The sequence below is a fragment of the Micromonospora sp. ALFpr18c genome, from assembly GCF_008868155.1.
Lineage (GTDB): Bacteria > Actinomycetota > Actinomycetes > Mycobacteriales > Micromonosporaceae > Micromonospora.
This window is the reverse complement of record NZ_WBKR01000149.1, coordinates 1-16,321: the sequence shown is the minus strand read 5'-3', so window position 1 is coordinate 16,321 and position 16,321 is coordinate 1. Positions and strand designations below refer to the sequence as shown.

At 72.3% G+C, this 16,321-nt stretch carries 15 protein-coding genes and 1 pseudogene; 3 read left to right on the top strand and 13 right to left on the bottom strand.

Annotated elements, in window-relative coordinates:
• The 3 genes from F8271_RS34230 to lysS form a co-directional block, all read right to left on the bottom strand.
• On the bottom strand, positions 1-121 hold a 121-nt coding region (locus F8271_RS34230), incomplete at its 3' end, for a Clp protease N-terminal domain-containing protein (RefSeq protein ID WP_151491872.1).
• Positions 122-622: 501 nt separating this feature from the next.
• A complete protein-coding gene (locus F8271_RS22845; protein ID WP_151491871.1) occupies positions 623-967 on the bottom strand; it encodes an Lsr2 family protein in 345 nt (114 codons plus the stop codon).
• A gap of 111 nt (positions 968-1,078) precedes the next feature.
• On the bottom strand, positions 1,079-2,587 hold the full coding sequence (lysS, locus tag F8271_RS22840) for a lysine--tRNA ligase (RefSeq protein WP_151491870.1): 1,509 nt from the start codon (positions 2,585-2,587) through the stop codon (positions 1,079-1,081).
• 89 nt (positions 2,588-2,676) lie between these two features.
• Here lysS and F8271_RS22835 point away from each other — a divergent pair, with 89 nt between their 5' ends.
• Positions 2,677-3,414, top strand: a complete 738-nt coding sequence (locus tag F8271_RS22835) for a class I SAM-dependent methyltransferase (protein WP_151491869.1) — start codon at positions 2,677-2,679, stop codon at positions 3,412-3,414.
• A gap of 4 nt (positions 3,415-3,418) precedes the next feature.
• Here the strand turns inward: F8271_RS22835 and F8271_RS22830 are convergent, their stop codons facing one another.
• From F8271_RS22830 to F8271_RS22785, 9 genes are all read right to left on the bottom strand, one after another.
• Positions 3,419-4,177, bottom strand: coding sequence for a type III pantothenate kinase (locus F8271_RS22830; protein ID WP_151491868.1), 759 nt, complete (start codon positions 4,175-4,177; stop codon positions 3,419-3,421).
• Between the two features lie 17 nt (positions 4,178-4,194).
• Positions 4,195-5,091 (bottom strand): carboxylating nicotinate-nucleotide diphosphorylase, encoded by an 897-nt coding sequence (gene nadC, locus F8271_RS22825; protein ID WP_151491867.1) that lies wholly within the window; start codon positions 5,089-5,091, stop codon positions 4,195-4,197.
• On the bottom strand, positions 5,088-6,785 hold the full coding sequence (locus F8271_RS22820; protein ID WP_151491866.1) for an L-aspartate oxidase: 1,698 nt from the start codon (positions 6,783-6,785) through the stop codon (positions 5,088-5,090). The genes nadC and F8271_RS22820 overlap by 4 nt, the downstream gene beginning before the upstream one ends.
• Before the next feature lie 94 nt (positions 6,786-6,879).
• Complete coding sequence (locus tag F8271_RS22815) at positions 6,880-7,776, bottom strand: septum formation family protein (protein WP_151491865.1); 897 nt, start codon at positions 7,774-7,776, stop codon at positions 6,880-6,882.
• Positions 7,777-7,871: 95 nt separating this feature from the next.
• Positions 7,872-8,300 carry an aspartate 1-decarboxylase gene (panD, locus tag F8271_RS22810; protein ID WP_151491864.1) on the bottom strand — a complete coding sequence of 143 codons (429 nt, stop codon included), beginning with the start codon at positions 8,298-8,300 and terminating at the stop codon, positions 7,872-7,874.
• 45 nt (positions 8,301-8,345) lie between these two features.
• On the bottom strand, positions 8,346-9,194 hold the full coding sequence (gene panC, locus F8271_RS22805) for a pantoate--beta-alanine ligase (RefSeq protein ID WP_151491863.1): 849 nt from the start codon (positions 9,192-9,194) through the stop codon (positions 8,346-8,348).
• Positions 9,191-10,162, bottom strand: a complete 972-nt coding sequence (locus tag F8271_RS22800) for a Rossmann-like and DUF2520 domain-containing protein (protein ID WP_225854701.1) — start codon at positions 10,160-10,162, stop codon at positions 9,191-9,193. Before F8271_RS22800 ends, panC begins: the two co-directional genes overlap by 4 nt.
• A gap of 760 nt (positions 10,163-10,922) precedes the next feature.
• Positions 10,923-11,165 carry a flavin reductase gene (locus F8271_RS22790; protein WP_225854700.1) on the bottom strand — a complete coding sequence of 81 codons (243 nt, stop codon included), beginning with the start codon at positions 11,163-11,165 and terminating at the stop codon, positions 10,923-10,925.
• A gap of 268 nt (positions 11,166-11,433) precedes the next feature.
• Positions 11,434-12,438: a helix-turn-helix transcriptional regulator gene (locus tag F8271_RS22785; RefSeq protein ID WP_151491861.1), complete on the bottom strand. Its 1,005-nt coding sequence runs from the start codon at positions 12,436-12,438 to the stop codon at positions 11,434-11,436.
• Positions 12,439-12,830: 392 nt separating this feature from the next.
• Between F8271_RS22785 and F8271_RS22775 the strand changes: the two genes are divergently transcribed.
• Complete coding sequence (locus F8271_RS22775; protein WP_151491860.1) at positions 12,831-14,054, top strand: SAM-dependent methyltransferase; 1,224 nt, start codon at positions 12,831-12,833, stop codon at positions 14,052-14,054.
• Complete coding sequence (locus tag F8271_RS22770) at positions 14,051-15,238, top strand: NADH-quinone oxidoreductase subunit D (RefSeq protein WP_192580411.1); 1,188 nt, start codon at positions 14,051-14,053, stop codon at positions 15,236-15,238. Before F8271_RS22775 ends, F8271_RS22770 begins: the two co-directional genes overlap by 4 nt.
• An 18-nt stretch (positions 15,239-15,256) precedes the next feature.
• On the opposite strand, the pseudogene F8271_RS32535 reads toward F8271_RS22770, so the two are convergent.
• Positions 15,257-16,321: pseudogene (locus F8271_RS32535) on the bottom strand (hypothetical protein); the annotation flags it as partial.

Here is a 16,321-nt window from a genome sequence, read left to right as displayed (position 1 = left end):
CTTCGTGGATCAGGCCCAGCAGGATGTGTTCCGTACCGATGTAGTTGTGGTTGAGCATCCGGGCCTCTTCTTGGGCCAGGACGACAACCCGTCGCGCTCGGTCGGTGAACCGCTCGAACATGCCCTCGTGCTCCTCACGTGCCGTGCGCCTTGATGGTCAAGATCTTGGCGGGGCCGGTGCACGAACGTCCGGGACGGACGTCCGTGCCTCCTTACTCTATCGTCGCTGACCGACTCAGCTGAGGTCGTGTGTCTCCGGCGTGGGTCGGTTCCACGTCGTTTTGCACAACCGTCCGCGCTCAGGAGGTGTTCCGGTACCCCTGTCGCTACGCGCAGAGCGAAATCCGACTGGGGCGGTGGAGGCCCTCTCCGGGCTTCGGAAGCCTCCGGAAGGGCGGTTCGCCGCCGTACGGGCACCGCGCGCAAACCTGGGGGACGGTTGTCCACAGGCTGTGGACAGCTACTCCACTGCCTGTGGACAACGCCGGTCCGGGCCGGAACCTTCCCGGCTCCGCGGACCCGTCGAGCGCAGCCCGGATACGGCGACGCCGGCCCGGAGGAATGCTCCGGTCCGGCGTCGGTGTCGCCTTCGGTGGCACCTGGCCACCACTCTGTTGACGGCTCAGCGCTTCGCGTGGAACTCGTCGACGATCTCCTGGGGGATGCGGCCCCGGTCCGAGATGTCCTTGCCGGCCTTCTTGGCCCACTCGCGGATCGCCTTGTTCTGCTCGCGGTCGGCGGTCGCGCCGCCACGGCCACGGGCGGCCCGCCCACCGATCACGACGCCACCCCGGCCCACCTTCGTGCCGGCGCCCACGTACGAGGCAAAAGCCTCCCGCAATTTAGCGGCGTTGGAACTCGACAGGTCGATCTCGTACTGAACGCCGTCGAGCGCGAACTTGACGGTCTCGTCCGCATCCCCACCGTCCAGGTCATCGACCAGCTTGTGAATGATCTGCTTGGCCACGTCCCACATTCCTTTCGAGCAGGGCACTCCTGCTAACGAGAGCACAATAACCCCCGCGCCGCGCGCCCCGTCAATAGGATGCGGTTACGACTCGGTGGGAGCCGGCCGCGACTACTCGGGGCGGACCAACGGGAAGAGGATCGTTTCCCGAATTCCGAGCCCGGTCAGGGCCATCAAGAGCCGGTCGATTCCCATTCCCATACCCCCGGCCGGCGGCATTCCGTACTCCATCGCCCGGAGAAAGTCCTCGTCGAGACGCATCGCCTCGTCGTCGCCGCGGGCGGCGAGCTGCGCCTGGGCCACCAGCCGTTCCCGCTGCACCACGGGGTCGACCAGCTCGGAGTACCCGGTGCCCAGCTCGAAACCGAGCACGTAGAGGTCCCACTTCTCGGCCAGCCCCGGCTCGCTGCGGTGCCCCCGGGTGAGCGGGCTGGTCTCCTCCGGGTAGTCGCGGACGAAGGTGGGCGCCTGCAGGCCGGGGACGACGAGTTCCTCGAACAGTTCCTCGGCCAGCTTGCCGGGGCCCCACTTCGGGTCCACGGCCAATCCCACCTTGTCCGCGTACTCGACCAGGCGGGAACGTTCGGTGCGGACCGTGACCTCCTCGCCGAGCGCCTCGGAAAGGACCCCGAACAGCGTGACCGATCGCCACTCGCCGCCCAGGTCGAACTCCCGGCCGTCGGCGTGGGTCACCACCGTCGAACCGCTGACCGCGATCGCCGCCTGTTGCACGAGATTACGGGTCAGCTCGCCGATCGTGTCGTAGTCGCCGTACGCCTGGTACGTCTCCAGCATGGCGAACTCGGGCGAGTGCGAAGAGTCGACACCCTCATTACGGAAGTTGCGGTTGATCTCGAAGACTCGGTCGACGCCGCCGACCACGGCGCGCTTGAGAAACAGTTCCGGCGCGATTCGCAGATACAGATCGGTGTTCAACGCATTGCTGTGGGTCACGAACGGTCGAGCGGCGGCGCCGCCGTGCAGGAGTTGCAACATCGGCGTTTCCACCTCGACGAAGCCCTGCCCGTGCAGCGAATCACGCAGGCTGCGGACCGCCGCCGCCCGGGTACGCACCATCTGTCGGGCCTGGGGCCGGACGATCAGGTCGACGTAGCGCTGACGGACCCGCGCCTCCTCGGAGAGCGGCTTGTGCGCCACCGGCAGCGGCCGCAGGGCCTTCGCGGTCATCTCCCACTGCTGCGCCAGCACCGACAGCTCACCCCGACGGCTGGTGATCACCTCACCGGTGACGCCGACGTGGTCACCGAGGTCGACGAGGCGCTTCCACGCCTCCAGGCGCTCCGGGCCGACCCGGTCCAGCGAGAGCATCGCCTGCAGCTCGGTGCCGTCACCGTCGCGCAGGGTCGCGAAGCAGAGCTTGCCGGTGTTGCGTACGAAGATCACCCGGCCGGTGACCGAGACCTGGTCGCCGGTGGCGGTGTCGGTGGGCAGCTCCGCGTAGCGCTCCCGGATCTCGGCCAGGGTGGTCGTGCGGGAGAAACCCACCGGGTAGGGCTCGACGCCCTCGGCGAGCATCCGGTCCCGCTTCTCCCGGCGGACCTTCATCTGCTCGGGAAGGTCGTCGGCGGGGTCCACTGGCACGGCATTCTGCTCGCTCACGGCACGCTTCCTCGTCACGGGAGATACAGGGGGTCAGGCCCGAGCGTACTCAAGCGCTCCGGCGGCTGTTACCGGATAACCTGCCCGTCATGGTCGATCACACTCATGCCCTCTCGTTCGGCGCCGCCGCGAGCGATTACGACCGGTTTCGACCACGTTATCCCGAGGCTGCGGTCCGTTGGGCGGTCGACGGGCTGAGCAACGGTCAGGTCGTCGACCTGGCCGCGGGCACCGGCATCCTGACCCGCGCCGTGCAGGCGCTGGGCCATCAGGTCGTACCCGTCGAGCCGGATCCGGCGATGCGGGCGCAGCTCGCCCACAGCACCCCGGGCACGACGGCGCTGGCGGGCAGCGCCGAGGCCGTGCCGCTGCCCGACGCGGCGGCGGACGCGGTGCTGGCCGGCACGGCGTACCACTGGTTCGACCGGGAACCCGCGCACACCGAGATCGCCCGGGTGCTCCGCCCCGGCGGCACCTTCGCCCCCATCTGGAACATCCGGGACGACAGCGTGGACTGGGTGGCGGAGCTGGGCCGGATCGCCCACCTCGACGACAAGTCGGGCAACGTCATCGTGAAGTACGCGGACTTCGGTCCGGCGTTCGGCGCGATCGAGGGGCGCGAGTTCACGCACCGCACGACCCTCACCCCGGACGAGGTAGGCGGCATGATCAGGACCCGTTCCTACTGGCTCACCGCCTCGGACACCGATCGGCAGCGGGTCGAGCGGGAGCTGACCGACCTCCTGGCCACCCACCCCGACCTGGCCGGCCGGGAGACCGTCGAGCTGCCGTACCGGACGCTGGTGCTGCGCGCCCGGCGGCGCTGAACCGTCACAGATTGCGCTCGTAGACCATCCGCAGGCCGATCAGCGTGATCATCGGCTCGTGGTGGGTGATGCTGCGGCACTCGTTGATCACCAGGGAGGCGAGGCCGCCGGTGGCGATCACCGCCCGCACCTCACCCAACTCCTCGGTCATCCGCTCGACGATCCGGTCCACCTGCCCGGCGAAGCCGAAGTACAGGCCGGACTGCAGGCACTCGACGGTGTTCTTACCGATCACCGAGCGCGGCTTGGTGGCCTCGACCTTGCGCAGCTGGGCGGCCCGCGCGGCCAACGCGTCGAAGGAGATCTCGATGCCCGGGGCGAACGCGCCGCCGAGGAACTCGCCCCGCCCGCTGATCACGTCGAAGTTGGTGGTGGTGCCGAAGTCCACGACGATCGACGGCCCGCCGTAGAGGGTGTACGCGGCCAGGGTGTTCACCACCCGGTCGGCGCCCACCTCCTTCGGGTTGTCGATCGCCAACTGCACTCCGGTCCGCACGCCCGGCTCGACGATCACGCTCGGCAGGTCGGCGTAGTAGCGGCCGAGCATGGTCCGCAGCGACCGCAGCGCGGCGGGCACCGTGGAGCACGCGGCGACACCGGTGATCTCGACGTTGTCCCCGGCGAGCAGACCCCGGAACATCAGACCCAGCTCGTCCGCCGTCGAACGGGCATCGGTCTTGATCCGCCAGGAGTGCACCAGCTTGTCGCCGTCGAAGGTCGCCAGCACGGTGTTGGTGTTTCCGATGTCGATGCAGAGCAGCACGCACGCAGCCTAGACAACTACTCCGTGCGCAGGTCCAGCGCGATGTCCAGGATCGGCGACGAGTGGGTCAACGCACCCACCGAGAGGAAGTCGACGCCGGTCGCCGCGTACCGGCCCGCCACCTCCAGGGTCAGCCCACCGGTCGCCTCCAGCTCCGCCCGGTCACCCACCGCGGCGACCGCCTGCGCCAGCACCTCGGGCGTCATGTTGTCGCAGAGCAGGAAGTCCGCGCCGGCCTCCACCGCCTCCACCGCCTCGTCGACCGTGGTCACCTCGACCTGCACCGGCACCTCCGGAAACGCCTCCCGGACCCGCCGGTACGCCGCCGTGATGCCCCCGGCCGCCAGCTTGTGGTTGTCCTTGATCATGGCCACGTCGTAGAGGCCCATCCGCTTGTTGGTGCCACCGCCGGCCCGCACCGCGTACTTCTCCAACGCCCGCAGGCCCGGCGTCGTCTTGCGGGTGTCCAGCACCATCGCCTTCGTGCCGGCCAGCGCGTCCGCCCAAGCCCGGGTGTGGGTCGCCACCCCGGACATCCGGCAGAGCAGGTTGAGCGCCGTCCGCTCGGCGGTGAGCAACAACCGGGTCGGGCCGGTCACCGTCGCCAGCACGTCGCCGCGGGCCACCCGCGCGCCGTCGCGGGCCAGCACCGACACCTCGACGGTACGACCAGAGCCGGTCACCTCGCCCACCAGCTCGAACACGGCGGCGGCCACGGCCGTGCCGGCCAGCACCCCGTCGGCGCGGGCCACCAGGTCGCCGGTGTCAATCTGCTCCGCGGGAATCGTGGCGACGCTCGTGACGTCCAGAAAATCCGGCCCCAGATCCTCGACCAGCGCGGTCTCGATCACCCGCCGCACCTGCTCCGGGTCCAGTCCGGCCGCCCGCAACGCCGCTCGCGTCGACTCCGTCATGAGTTGTTCCCCTCCCAGTGCTGCGTCATCCGGCCCTGCGCCCCGACCGCCCCGACGAGGTGGCCCAGCCACCGCTCGTCGGCCGTCGGGAAGTCCTCCCGCCAGTGGCACCCCCGGGTCTCGCCGCGCGCGTACGCGGCGGCCACCAGCGTGGACGCCACGGTCAGCAGGTTGGTCGCCTCCCAGTCGGCGGTGCGTGGCCGGCCCCGGGCAGCGCCCAGCTCGGTCAGCGTCCCGGCCGTGCCGGCCAGCGTCGCGGCCGAACGCAGCACCCCGGCCCCCCGGGTCATCGCCTGTTGCAGGGTCGGCGTCGCCTCGGCCGGCAGCACCCAACCCGCGCCGCCACGCCAGGCGCCGGTGTCCGCCGGCTGCGCCTGCTCGGGCAGGCCCGCCGCGATGTCCTCGGCGATCCGGCGGGAGAAGACCAGACCCTCCAGCAGCGAGTTGCTGGCCAGCCGGTTCGCGCCGTGCACACCCGTGCAGGCCACCTCACCGCACGCGTACAGGCCGGGGATGGAGGTACGGCCGCGCAGATCGGTCCGGACGCCACCGGAGGCGTAGTGCGCGGCCGGAGCCACCGGGATCAGATCGGTCGCCGGGTCGACGCCGATCGCCAGGCAGGACGCCACGATGGTCGGGAACCGCGCGGCCAGGAAGTCACCGCCCAGGTGCCGGGCGTCGAGGAAGACGTGGTCCGCGCCGGTGGCCAGCAGCACCCGGTGGATGCCCTTGGCCACCACGTCCCGGGGCGCCAGCTCGGCCAACTCGTGCTGACCCACCATGAAACGCCTGCCGTCCGCGTCCACCAGGTACGCGCCCTCGCCGCGCAGCGCCTCGGAGACCAGCGGCTGCTGCGCGTGCCCGGCGCCGGGCAGGCCCGCGCCGGACGGGGTGATCAGGGCGGTCGGGTGGAACTGGACGAACTCCACGTCGGTCACCGCCGCGCCGGCCCGCATCGCCAGGGCCACCCCGTCGCCGGTGGAGACCGCCGGATTGGTGGTGGCCGCGAAGACCTGCCCCATCCCGCCGGTGGCCAGCACCACCGCACGGGCCAGCAGCGCGCCGACACCGTCCTCGCTGCCCTCGCCGAGCACGTGCAGGGTGATCCCACAGGCCGGGCCGAGCCCGTCCGGGCCGTCACCGGGCGCCCGCAGCAGATCCAGCACCAGGGCGTGCTCGACCAGCCGGATCCACGGGTCGCGCTGCACCGCCGCATGCAGGGCCCGCTGCACCTCGGCCCCGGTGGCGTCCCCACCGGCGTGCACGATCCGGTCCGCCCGGTGCCCGCCCTCCCGGGTCAGCATCAGCGAGCCGTCCGGATGGCGGTCGAACTCGGCACCGATCCGCATCAGCTCCCGCAGTCGGGTCGGACCCTCCTCGACCAGCATCCGCACGGCCGCCGGGTCGCAGAGCCCCACCCCGGCGACCTCGGTGTCCCGGGCGTGCGCCGCCGGAGTGTCCGCCGGGTCGAGCACCGCGGCGATGCCGCCCTGCGCCCAACGGGTGGAGCCGTCATCAATGTTGACCTTGGTGACCACCGTGACGTGCAGACCCGCCTCCCGCAGATGCAGCGCCGCGGTCAGTCCGGCCACCCCGGACCCCACCACGATCACGTCGGTGGTCTCCACCCAGCCGGGCTCGGGCGCGGCCAGCAACGAGGGCAGGGCCGGCAGGTCGACGGTCGGAAGGTCCATCCCCCCAGTCAACCCGAACGATCCTCGCCGGGGGCGGCGGGGGCGGGACGAGTGGTATGGGCTACCCCGTCCCGGGCGCGCCCTCAGGCCGTGGTCACTTCGTCCGCACCGGCAGACCCGCCGGGCCCGCGCCCTTCAGCGAGGCGGTCACCGTACGGTCGCTGAGCCACAGGTAGCAGCGGACGCCCCGGTCACCGACCCGCCACCGCCCCGCACCCGGCGGACGGACCACCACGCCGCTACGGAACCGCAGCTCGGCGTCGTCCGGTACGCCCGCGTAGCGGCCGAGGACGCTCCGACAGCCCGAGTAGAGCGGAGCCCAGTCGGCGTCCCGCGTCGGGTACGCCGTGTCCGGTGCCCGCCACACCCCGACGAACTCGGCGTCGTGCTGCCTGCCGCACTCCACCGGGACCAGCGTCTGCACCCGCCCGGCCGCACCGCGGGTCTGCTGGCAGCCCAGCCGCAGACCGGAGGCAGCCCCCTTCAACGCGTCCCGCAGGCTGCCCGAGCGGACCACCACGGTCGCCGCCGCCTCGACCGTGGTCAGCTCGGTGAGATCGCACCGGAACCAGCGGGAGCCGGCCACCCAGCCCGGCCCGGAGGGCAGCGCCACGGACAGCCGTAGTCGCCCGGCCCGCCAGTCGTCCCCCACGTACCCGGAGGCCCGGGTGTCGCACTCGGCGAACGCTCCCCGCAGCTCGGCGGAGCCACCCGCCGGCGCGGTCGCCCGCTCGGCCGGGAACGCCCCCACGTGCACGGTCTCCAGCCGATGCGGACCCGCGCAGTCCACCGGCTCGTAGCTGGCCAGGGTGACCACGTCGGTGAAATCGGCGGTGTGACACACACCGGCGGCCGGTGTGAACGCCGACGGGGCCGCCAGCGCGGCCCAGTCGTCGGTCAGGTCACCGTCCAGGCCGCCGGAACCGGCGCAGCCGACCAGCAACACCGCCGTCACGGCGGCGGCGAACAGGGTCGTCATGGCACGGCGCATCGCGGCCTCCCCCAGCCACCGACCGGCTTACGCCAGTACCCAAGGGTAACCGCACATGACCTTCCGGTGACAGACCGGAATCGCGTCGCGCGGGATCACACAGCGGACACGGCCAACGGGCTGGGCACCGGGTCACCGGCCGTGCCGGGGGCCACCGCGGCCGGGTCCGTGCCCAGCTCGATCACCCGGTTGTCGGCGTCCACGTGCACCACCCGCGGCCGGTACGACCGGGCCTCGGCGTCGTCCAGCTGCCCGTACGAGATCAGGATGACCAGGTCACCGGGGTGCACCAGGTGCGCGGCGGCACCGTTGATGCCGATCACGCCGCTGCCCCGCGCACCCGGGATCACGTACGTCTCCAGGCGGGCGCCGTTGGTGATGTCCACGATCGCGACCTGCTCGCCGGGGAGCAGATCGGCGGCGTCGAGCAGATCCTCGTCCACCGTCACCGAACCCACGTAGTGCAGGTCGGCCTGGGTCACCGTGGCCCGGTGGATCTTCGACTTGAGCATGGTCCGCAGCATCGGGGTGGCCTTTCGCGGGAATGGTGGAGGTGGTGAGCAGCCGGGTCAGGGGCGGGGCGCGAGGTGGATCCCCGCGTTGTCGATCAGACGGGTGGCGCCGACCCACGCGGCGATCACCAGCCGGGCCGGCCCGGACACCGGCCCCGGCTCCAGCTCCGGATCGGTGAGCACCAGGTAGTCGAGGCGGGCGCCGGGCGTACCCGCGCCGAACGCGGCGTGCGCGGCGGTCAGCACCGCACCCGCGTCCCGGCCCTCGTCGGCGGCCTGGGCGCCGGCCCGCAGCGCGGCGGACAGGCTCAGCGCCGCCGCCCGCTCCGACTCGCTCAGGTAGCGGTTGCGGCTGGACAGCGCCAACCCGTCCGGTTCCCGGACCGTCGGCACGCCGACCACCTCGACCGGCACGTCCAGGTCCCGGGTCATCCGCCGGACCAGGGTGAGCTGCTGATAGTCCTTCTCGCCGAAGAACGTCAGATCCGGCCGGGTGAGCTGGAGCAGCTTCAGCACCACGGTGAGCACACCGTGGAAGAAGCCCGGGCGGCTCGTGCCCTCCAACTCCGCGCCGAGCGGACCCGGGTCGAGGCGCACCCGGGGCTGACCGTCGGGGTACATATCGGTGACCGACGGGGCGAAGACCACGTCCGCACCGGCCCGGCGGCACACCTCCAGGTCCGCGTCGAGAGTCCGGGGATAGCGGTCGAAGTCCTCGTTCGGCCCGAACTGCAACGGGTTCACGAAGATCGTCACCAGCACGTGGTCGGCCTGTTCCCGGGCCGCGCGCAGCAACGTCTCGTGCCCGGAGTGCAGGGCACCCATGGTCATCACCACGCCGACCGTGCCCTTCAGCCCGGCCCGGGCCTCGGCCAACTCGGCGCGCGTGTGCACCAGCAGCGTCATGTGGCCACCTCCCGAGAACCGTCGGCCAGCACGCCGAGCAGCGACTGCGCGTCCACCGGCCGCAGCCGACCGGCCGCGATCGCCCGATCGGCGGTACGACGGGCCAACGCCAGATACGCGGGAACGGATTCCGGGGCGGTGGCCGCCAGCCGGGCCAGATGCCGCTGCACGGTGCCCGCGTCGCCACGGGACACCGGGCCGGTCAGCGCGTCGTCGCCGAGGCGCAGCGCGTTCTCCAGGGCGGCCCGCAGCAGCGGAGCCAGCACCTTCTCCGGCCGGGCCACCCCGGCGTCCCGCAGCCGATCGGTCGCCTCGTTCACCAGGGTCACCAGATGGTTCGCCCCGTGCGCCAGCGCCGCGTGATACAGCGGACGGTCCGTCTCGGCCACCCACTCGGGCACGCCACCGAGGTCGGCGACCAGCCGGGCGGCCAGCGCGCGCAGCTCCGCCGGGGCGGTCACCCCGTACGAGATGCCGTCGAGCCGGGCCAGGTCGTCCGGCGTACCGGTGAAGGTCATGGCGGGGTGCAGGGCGAGCGGCCGGGCGCCGACCGCGGCGGCCGGTGCCAGGACGGCCAGACCATGCGCGCCGGAGGTGTGCGCGACCACCTGACCCGGGTGCAACGCGCCCCGCTCGGCGAGGTCGGCGACCACCCCGGCCAGCGCGTCGTCCGGCACGGCGATCAGCAGCAGCTCGGCGGCGTGGGCGACGGCGGCGGCCGGACGGCGGGGCACCTCGGGCAGCAGCAGGGCGAGGCGGGCACGGCTGGCCCCGGAGTCACCGGTGACGGCGGCCACGTGATGCCCGGCGGCGGCGAGCGCGGCACCCAGCACAGCCCCGACCCGGCCGGAGCCGACGACACCGACGGTGAGCAGACGGGAGGTGGCGCGGGCGCCGGGAACGGCGCGATCCCACGATGCGGCAGGCCCCGGTGGGGCGGCCGGACGCGGGCGCAACGGTGCGCTCATGACGACGATCCAGTCCTCGAGAAGGGGTACCGGTCGATCGCAAGTATGCGCCCGGCCCGCCGAACCGGGACAAGCATGTGTGAAAACCTTCACCACCGCCCAAGGGCCCCTCGTCGCCGTTCCCGGCCGCGACCAGGGGCCCCTGGAACAGGGTCCACCACGGTCCCCTCCACCTGCGGGCCGTCACCCGGATCGGTGCACGGCGACCAGGCGGTGCCGTCGGGCAGGGTGAACGAGAGTGGCGTACGCCGTGGCCATCTGTGCGAGGGCGAGGCGCTTCTCGTGGTCACTCGTGTGCTTCTCGGCCTATAGCCGAGCCAGACCGCGGCGTTGTCGGAGTTCTTTATGTCAGCCATGGCCTGGATCGTGTCGTCTCCGCCGAGCGCGATCGACCCGTATGTCGGCTGGCTGACACCGGGCTACTCAGTGCGCCTCGCGGTGCTTCTGCCGCATTCGGTTCCAGATCCGCCGCCCAATGTGCCACCGCTTTCCCGAGCCCTTGCACCACCGGTAGCGCCTGGAGTGCTTGCGGTTGCTGCCGGAGCGATGCACGCCGTGGTCCGCGGTCACGGTAGGGCCTTGCTCGGGGTGGCCGGCGTTCTCACGTCCTTGCCGCGCCGGTGGTCTTCCATGTGCGCCTTGAGCGCCGCCTGCCAGGCTTTCTGCCCGGCATCGTCCGCCGGACCGCCAGACCAGCGGTGCGACTGGTCGCAGTGGTGGAACCCTCGTCGCCCTTGTGGATGGTGCCCACAGCGGCGGGTTACCGCGTCCAGGCAATGAACCGCTCGTGCAGTTCGGCCGGGTCCGCGTCGGAGAGTTCGGCGGTGGCCACGAACAGCAGCGACCCCACGTACATGGCGAGGTTGATCCGGCTGTCCCCATACGCCTCGGCCAGGCGCACTCTCGCCGGGTCGCACGGCCACTCACGCCCGCACGCCAGGCAGTCCCACTGCGGACGTCGGGGTAGGTGCTCGCCACCCATCCGGTCGTCGAGTGCCGCCACGGATCGTTCGGCTTGTACTGCCCGCGCCGCCCGTACGGTTGTTGGTACCTCGGCCATCATCGCGCGTCCCCCTGACGTCGGATGGCTGGAGGGCGCCCGGTCGTCGTTGGCGCGGACGCCCCCCGCCTCTTGGCGGGACGGCGGCGACGGTCGCACACATCGCGTCGGGTTCGGATGTTCGCCACCGCCGTCCCGTGAACAGGACGCTACGAAGCGTTAGTCCAGGTCGGAACGATGAGGCTGTCCGGGAACAAGGTGGCGGACAGGATCAGCCGGTGGCGGACACCAGGGCGCGCCGGTACTCGTGCGTCCACTCCGCGTCCCGCTGGTCCGCCGGCAGCCCGGCCAGGCCGGCCCGCAGGTTGTCGGCGGCGGTTCGATCGCCGAGCGCCAGGTACGCCAACCCGAGGCCCATCCGGCTGAACGTGGGCGACAGCCAGTAGGCGGCGCCCGGCGGTTCCGCATCCTCGGCAGACTCGGTGAGGTCGCTCGCCTCGCCGAGCAGCCGGACGGCGGTCGTCCGGTCGCCCAGCAGCGCGTACCCGTGGGCGGCCTGGATTGCGTCCCCCACCCGCTGCAACGGCGACGCGCCCGGCGTGTGGAAGGCGGCCAGGAAGTAGCGGACGATGCCGCGCGGGTTGCCGCGCTGGCGCTCCAGGTAGCCCCGGAAGTTCAACGCCTGCGCCGCCAGCAGGCCGGAGTCGAGCGCGTCTGCCTCTTCGGTGGCCTCGGCCAGCACGCGGACCGCCTCCGTGTCGTTGCGGGCTTCGGCGTGCAGCCAGCCCACGAACTGGGTCCACTCGGCGGCCACCTCACGCAGAGCGTCGGCGTGGGCACCTCGGGCGTTGACGGCGAGGTCGTGCGCGGTGCGCCACTGCGGCACCGACCACGGCAGCATCATCGGCGCGGGCAGGGCGTCGTCGAGTCGCCGTTGCGCGGCCAGGACGTCGGCGAGCAGGCGCACGCTCTCACCGTCGAGACGGTTGGGGTGGGCGATGACGTGCGCGAGCCGCTGATCGTCGTCGGGAGTGGTCACCGGCGGGGCGTCCACGACCATGGCGGCGAGGACACCGCCCGCGCCCAACAGGTCGTCCAGGTGGGTGGCGGCCTCGCAGGTGGGTCGGGTGCGTCCGCTCTCCAGGTCGCCGAGGTACGACTTCCCGCAGTGGGCGAGGGCGGCCAGGTCGCGCAGGGACAGGCCGCGGGCAGTGCGGAAGCGGGCGAGTTCGACAGGGAATCGTGGGTCGACGACAGTTCGGATGCGCGCGGGCATGGTCGGGCTCCCAGGTAGCGGTCTGGGGCGGCCCGCCGACCGCTACAACCGGCGGGCCTGCCGCCACTGACGCTACCTCGGGTTTCGTCAAGACCGTGGTGCCGGGCGCTACGTTTCGTCAACGGCCCTGGGGTGGATGCCCGCAACCTCGACATCCCGGTCCGAAGCATCAGCTCCGACGAGGCCAATCGACTACTTCGGCTTCCTCGGATCATTCGCGCAGATCGACAATCCGACGTCGTCCGCCATCACACGCGAGCTGTCGGGCTGGATCCCCACCCACCCCGGCCTGATCGCCGACCTGGACGAAGGGCACTATTCCGGGCATGAGCCACGAACGGCAGCCCGGACCGTAGGGTCGGCACGGTGACACACCTACCTGGAGTGAACTGATGCCGATCCTGTGGCGGGACGCGATGAGTCACGCGCTGTACGGGCCGGGCGGCTTCTTCGTCGCCGGCACCGGGCCGGCCGACCACTTCCGGACCAGCGTGCACGCATCCCCAGCCTTCGCCACCGCACTGCTGCGCCTTCTCGAACAGGTGGACTCGGCCCTCGGCCACCCTGCCCGCCTCGATGTCGTTGACGTGGGCGCGGGGCGGGGGGAGCTGCTGCAGGCTCTCGTCGGGCTTGCGGTGGGGGTTACCGGGGAGCCCGCCCGCTCCGGGCGGTCAGGCTTGATCCCCCCGCGGGCGGGCTCCCCGGAAACCCTGACTCCCACGGCCTCCGCCCGCTCCTTGCGGACCGATCCGTCGCCCGTCGCCGTCCGCCCGTCGCTCGCGGAACGGGTCCGCTTCACAGCAGTCGAGTACGCGAACCGCCCCGAGAACCTGCCGGCAGAGATCAACTGGACCGCCGAGATCCCCAACGAGATCAACGGGCTGTTGCTGGCGACCGAGTGGTTGGACAACGTGCCGTTGGACGTGGCGGCGCACACCACCGAGGGCTGGCGATATGTGCTGGTCGACCCCGACAGCGGCGTGGAGACGATCGGCGAGCCGGTCAGCCCCGACGACCTCGACTGGCTGACGACGTGGTGGCCCAGTCCCGCGAGCCCGGCCAGCGTGGACAGCGGCCCGGGGTTCGGGTTGACCTGGACGGACGCGACCAGCGAGAACGAGCCGGGTTTCCGGGCAACCCCCAGCAGTGACCACCGACGAGCCGAGATCGGCCGAAGCAGAGATGCGGCCTGGGCCAACGCGGTGCGACAGATCAGCCGAGGGCTGGCGGTCGCCGTCGACTACGGGCATCTGCGGGAGGATCGGCCGTTCGACGGGACGTTGGCCGGGTATCGGGGTGGGCGGCAGGTGCCTGCGGTGCCGGACGGGTCCAGTGACGTGACCGCACACGTGGCCATGGATTCGGTCGCCTCCGCCGGTGCGGCGGTCGCCCGGTGTGCGTACTCCCTGGTCTCGCAGCGGGAGGCGCTGCGGGCGCTCGGGGCCGACGGCGGCCGACCGCCGCTGAGCCTGGCCGGCACCGACCCGGCCGGCTACGTGCGGGCGCTGGCCGCCGCGTCGGCGGTGGCCGAGCTGACCGACCCGGCCGGGCTCGGCGGGCACTGGTGGCTGCGCCAGCCGGTCGGCATCGGGCTGGATGCGGCCGTGGCACGATGACGGGCATGACCACCGACGCCGGGGACCTCCGTGAACTGACCGTCGGCACCGGGGCCGGCCTGGTCGCCGGCACCGGCGATCAGCAGCTCGGCACCGACATGGTGTTGAACATCGGCCCGCAGCACCCCTCCACGCACGGTGTGCTGCGGCTGAAGCTGGTGCTCGACGGCGAACGGGTGGTCGCCTGTGAACCGATCATCGGCTACATGCACCGGGGCGCCGAGAAGCTCTTCGAGGTACGCGACTACCGGCAGATCATCGTGCTGGCCAACCGGCACGACTGGTTGTCGGCGTTCTCCAACGAGCTGGGTGTGGTGCTCGCGGTGGAACGCCTGATGGGCATGGAGGTGCCGGAGCGGGCGACCTGGCTGCGGATGGCCCTCGCGGAGCTGAACCGGGTGCTCAACCACCTGATGTTCCTCGGCTCCTACCCGCTGGAGATCGGCGCGATCACGCCGGTGTTCTACGCCTTCCGGGAACGGGAGACGATCCAGGCGGTGATGGAGGAGGTTTCCGGCGGGCGGATCCACTACATGTTCAACCGGGTGGGTGGCCTGAAGGAGGAGGTGCCGTCGGGCTGGACCGGGCGGGCGCGGGCGGCGATCGGTGAGGTACGTCGGCGACTGCCCGACCTGGACCACCTGATCCGGCGCAACGAGATCTTCCTGGCCCGCACCGTGGGCGTGGGCGTGCTCTCCGCGGCGGACGCCGCCGCGTTCGGCGCGTCCGGGCCGGTGGCTCGGGCGTCCGGGCTCGACCTGGATCTGCGCCGCGACGACCCGTACCTGGCGTACGACGAGCTGGACGTGCCGGTGGTCACCCGCACCGCCGGGGACTGCCACGCCCGCTTCGAGGTGCTGCTGGATCAGGTGTACGCCTCGCTGGACCTCGCCGAGCAGTGCCTGGACCGGGTGGACCGCCTCACCGGGCCGATCAATACCCGGCTGCCGAAGGTGTTGAAGGCACCGGAGGGGCACACGTACGCCTGGACGGAGAACCCGCTCGGCATCAACGGCTACTACCTGGTGTCGCGGGGCGAGAAGACGCCGTGGCGGTTGAAGCTGCGCACCGCCTCGTACGCCAACGTGCAGGCGCTGGCCACCCTGCTGCCCGGCTGCCTCGTGCCGGATCTGATCGCCATCCTCGGCTCGATGTTCTTCGTGGTCGGCGACATCGACAAGTGACGCGGGCCGCCTGAGCGGTCAGCTCCAGCGGTCGCCGGGCGGGGTGCCGCCGGCGCGCGGCACGTCGTCCTGCGGCGGGTAGCCGTACCGCTCGTCGACCCGTCGCCGCCCGATCCGCTCCGGCTCCGCCTGGTAGCCCCGCTGGCGTGGCGGGCGCCACTCGTCGGGCACCGGCACGCCGCCCACGGGCAGCGCCGGCCGGCCCGGCGGTTCGCCCCGCTCGTCCCGCCAGCCGCCGTCGTGGTCGCGCCGCCGGGCCGGCTCGTCCCGGTGGTACGGGTCGCGCTCGTCGTACCGGCCGGCGTCCTCGTAGCGGCTGGCGTCCTCGTAGCGGCCCGCGTCCTCGTGACGGCGCGGCTCGTCGTGTCGGACGGAGGCCCAGCGGTCGGCCATCCGGTACTCGGTGCCGGCGGCGTCGGCGTGCACCTCGGCCCGGCGTTCCCCGACGTGCAGCTCACGGCCGTTCTCGTCGTCGCGGACCGCCGCCCACCGGTCACCGGCGCGCAGCTGGGACCAGAACTCGCCGGTGTCGTCGGCCCGCAGCGGCGGCCCGGCCTGTGGTGCGGCCGCGCTGCCCCGGTCCGGCTCGCGTTGCTCCGACCATCCGCGCTCGTCGCGCTGCGGTCGGGAACCCCAGGAGGGCTCGTCGGGTGGGGCGTACGCGTCGCGGGGAGCGGTCCACTCCGGCTCGTCACGACGAGCCCTCCGCCCGGGCTCGGCGGCGACGTCCGCCCCCTCCCGGTCGGCGCTCCAACCGGAGCCGGCGCGGCCCCGGTCGTCGGCGTACCCGGACCAGGGGCGGTCCTCCGCCTCGCCGCGCGGGCGGTCGGCCGGACGGGGGCGCTCGTCCGCGCCACCACCCCGGGTCCACTCCTGCGCCGGCGGGGTCCACTGGCCGGCGTACCCGCCGCCGTACCGGGCGGCGGTCTCCGGCGGCCCACCGTCCACCACGGTGTGTCGGGTGGTGACGTGCACGGTCTCGGTGTGCCGGACCACGCCGGCCGGTCGGTGCGCGGGTTCGGGGCGGTCGTGCTCTCGGGGGCGGGCCGAGCCGTACCGGGTCGCGGCGGGACGTTCCGCGCC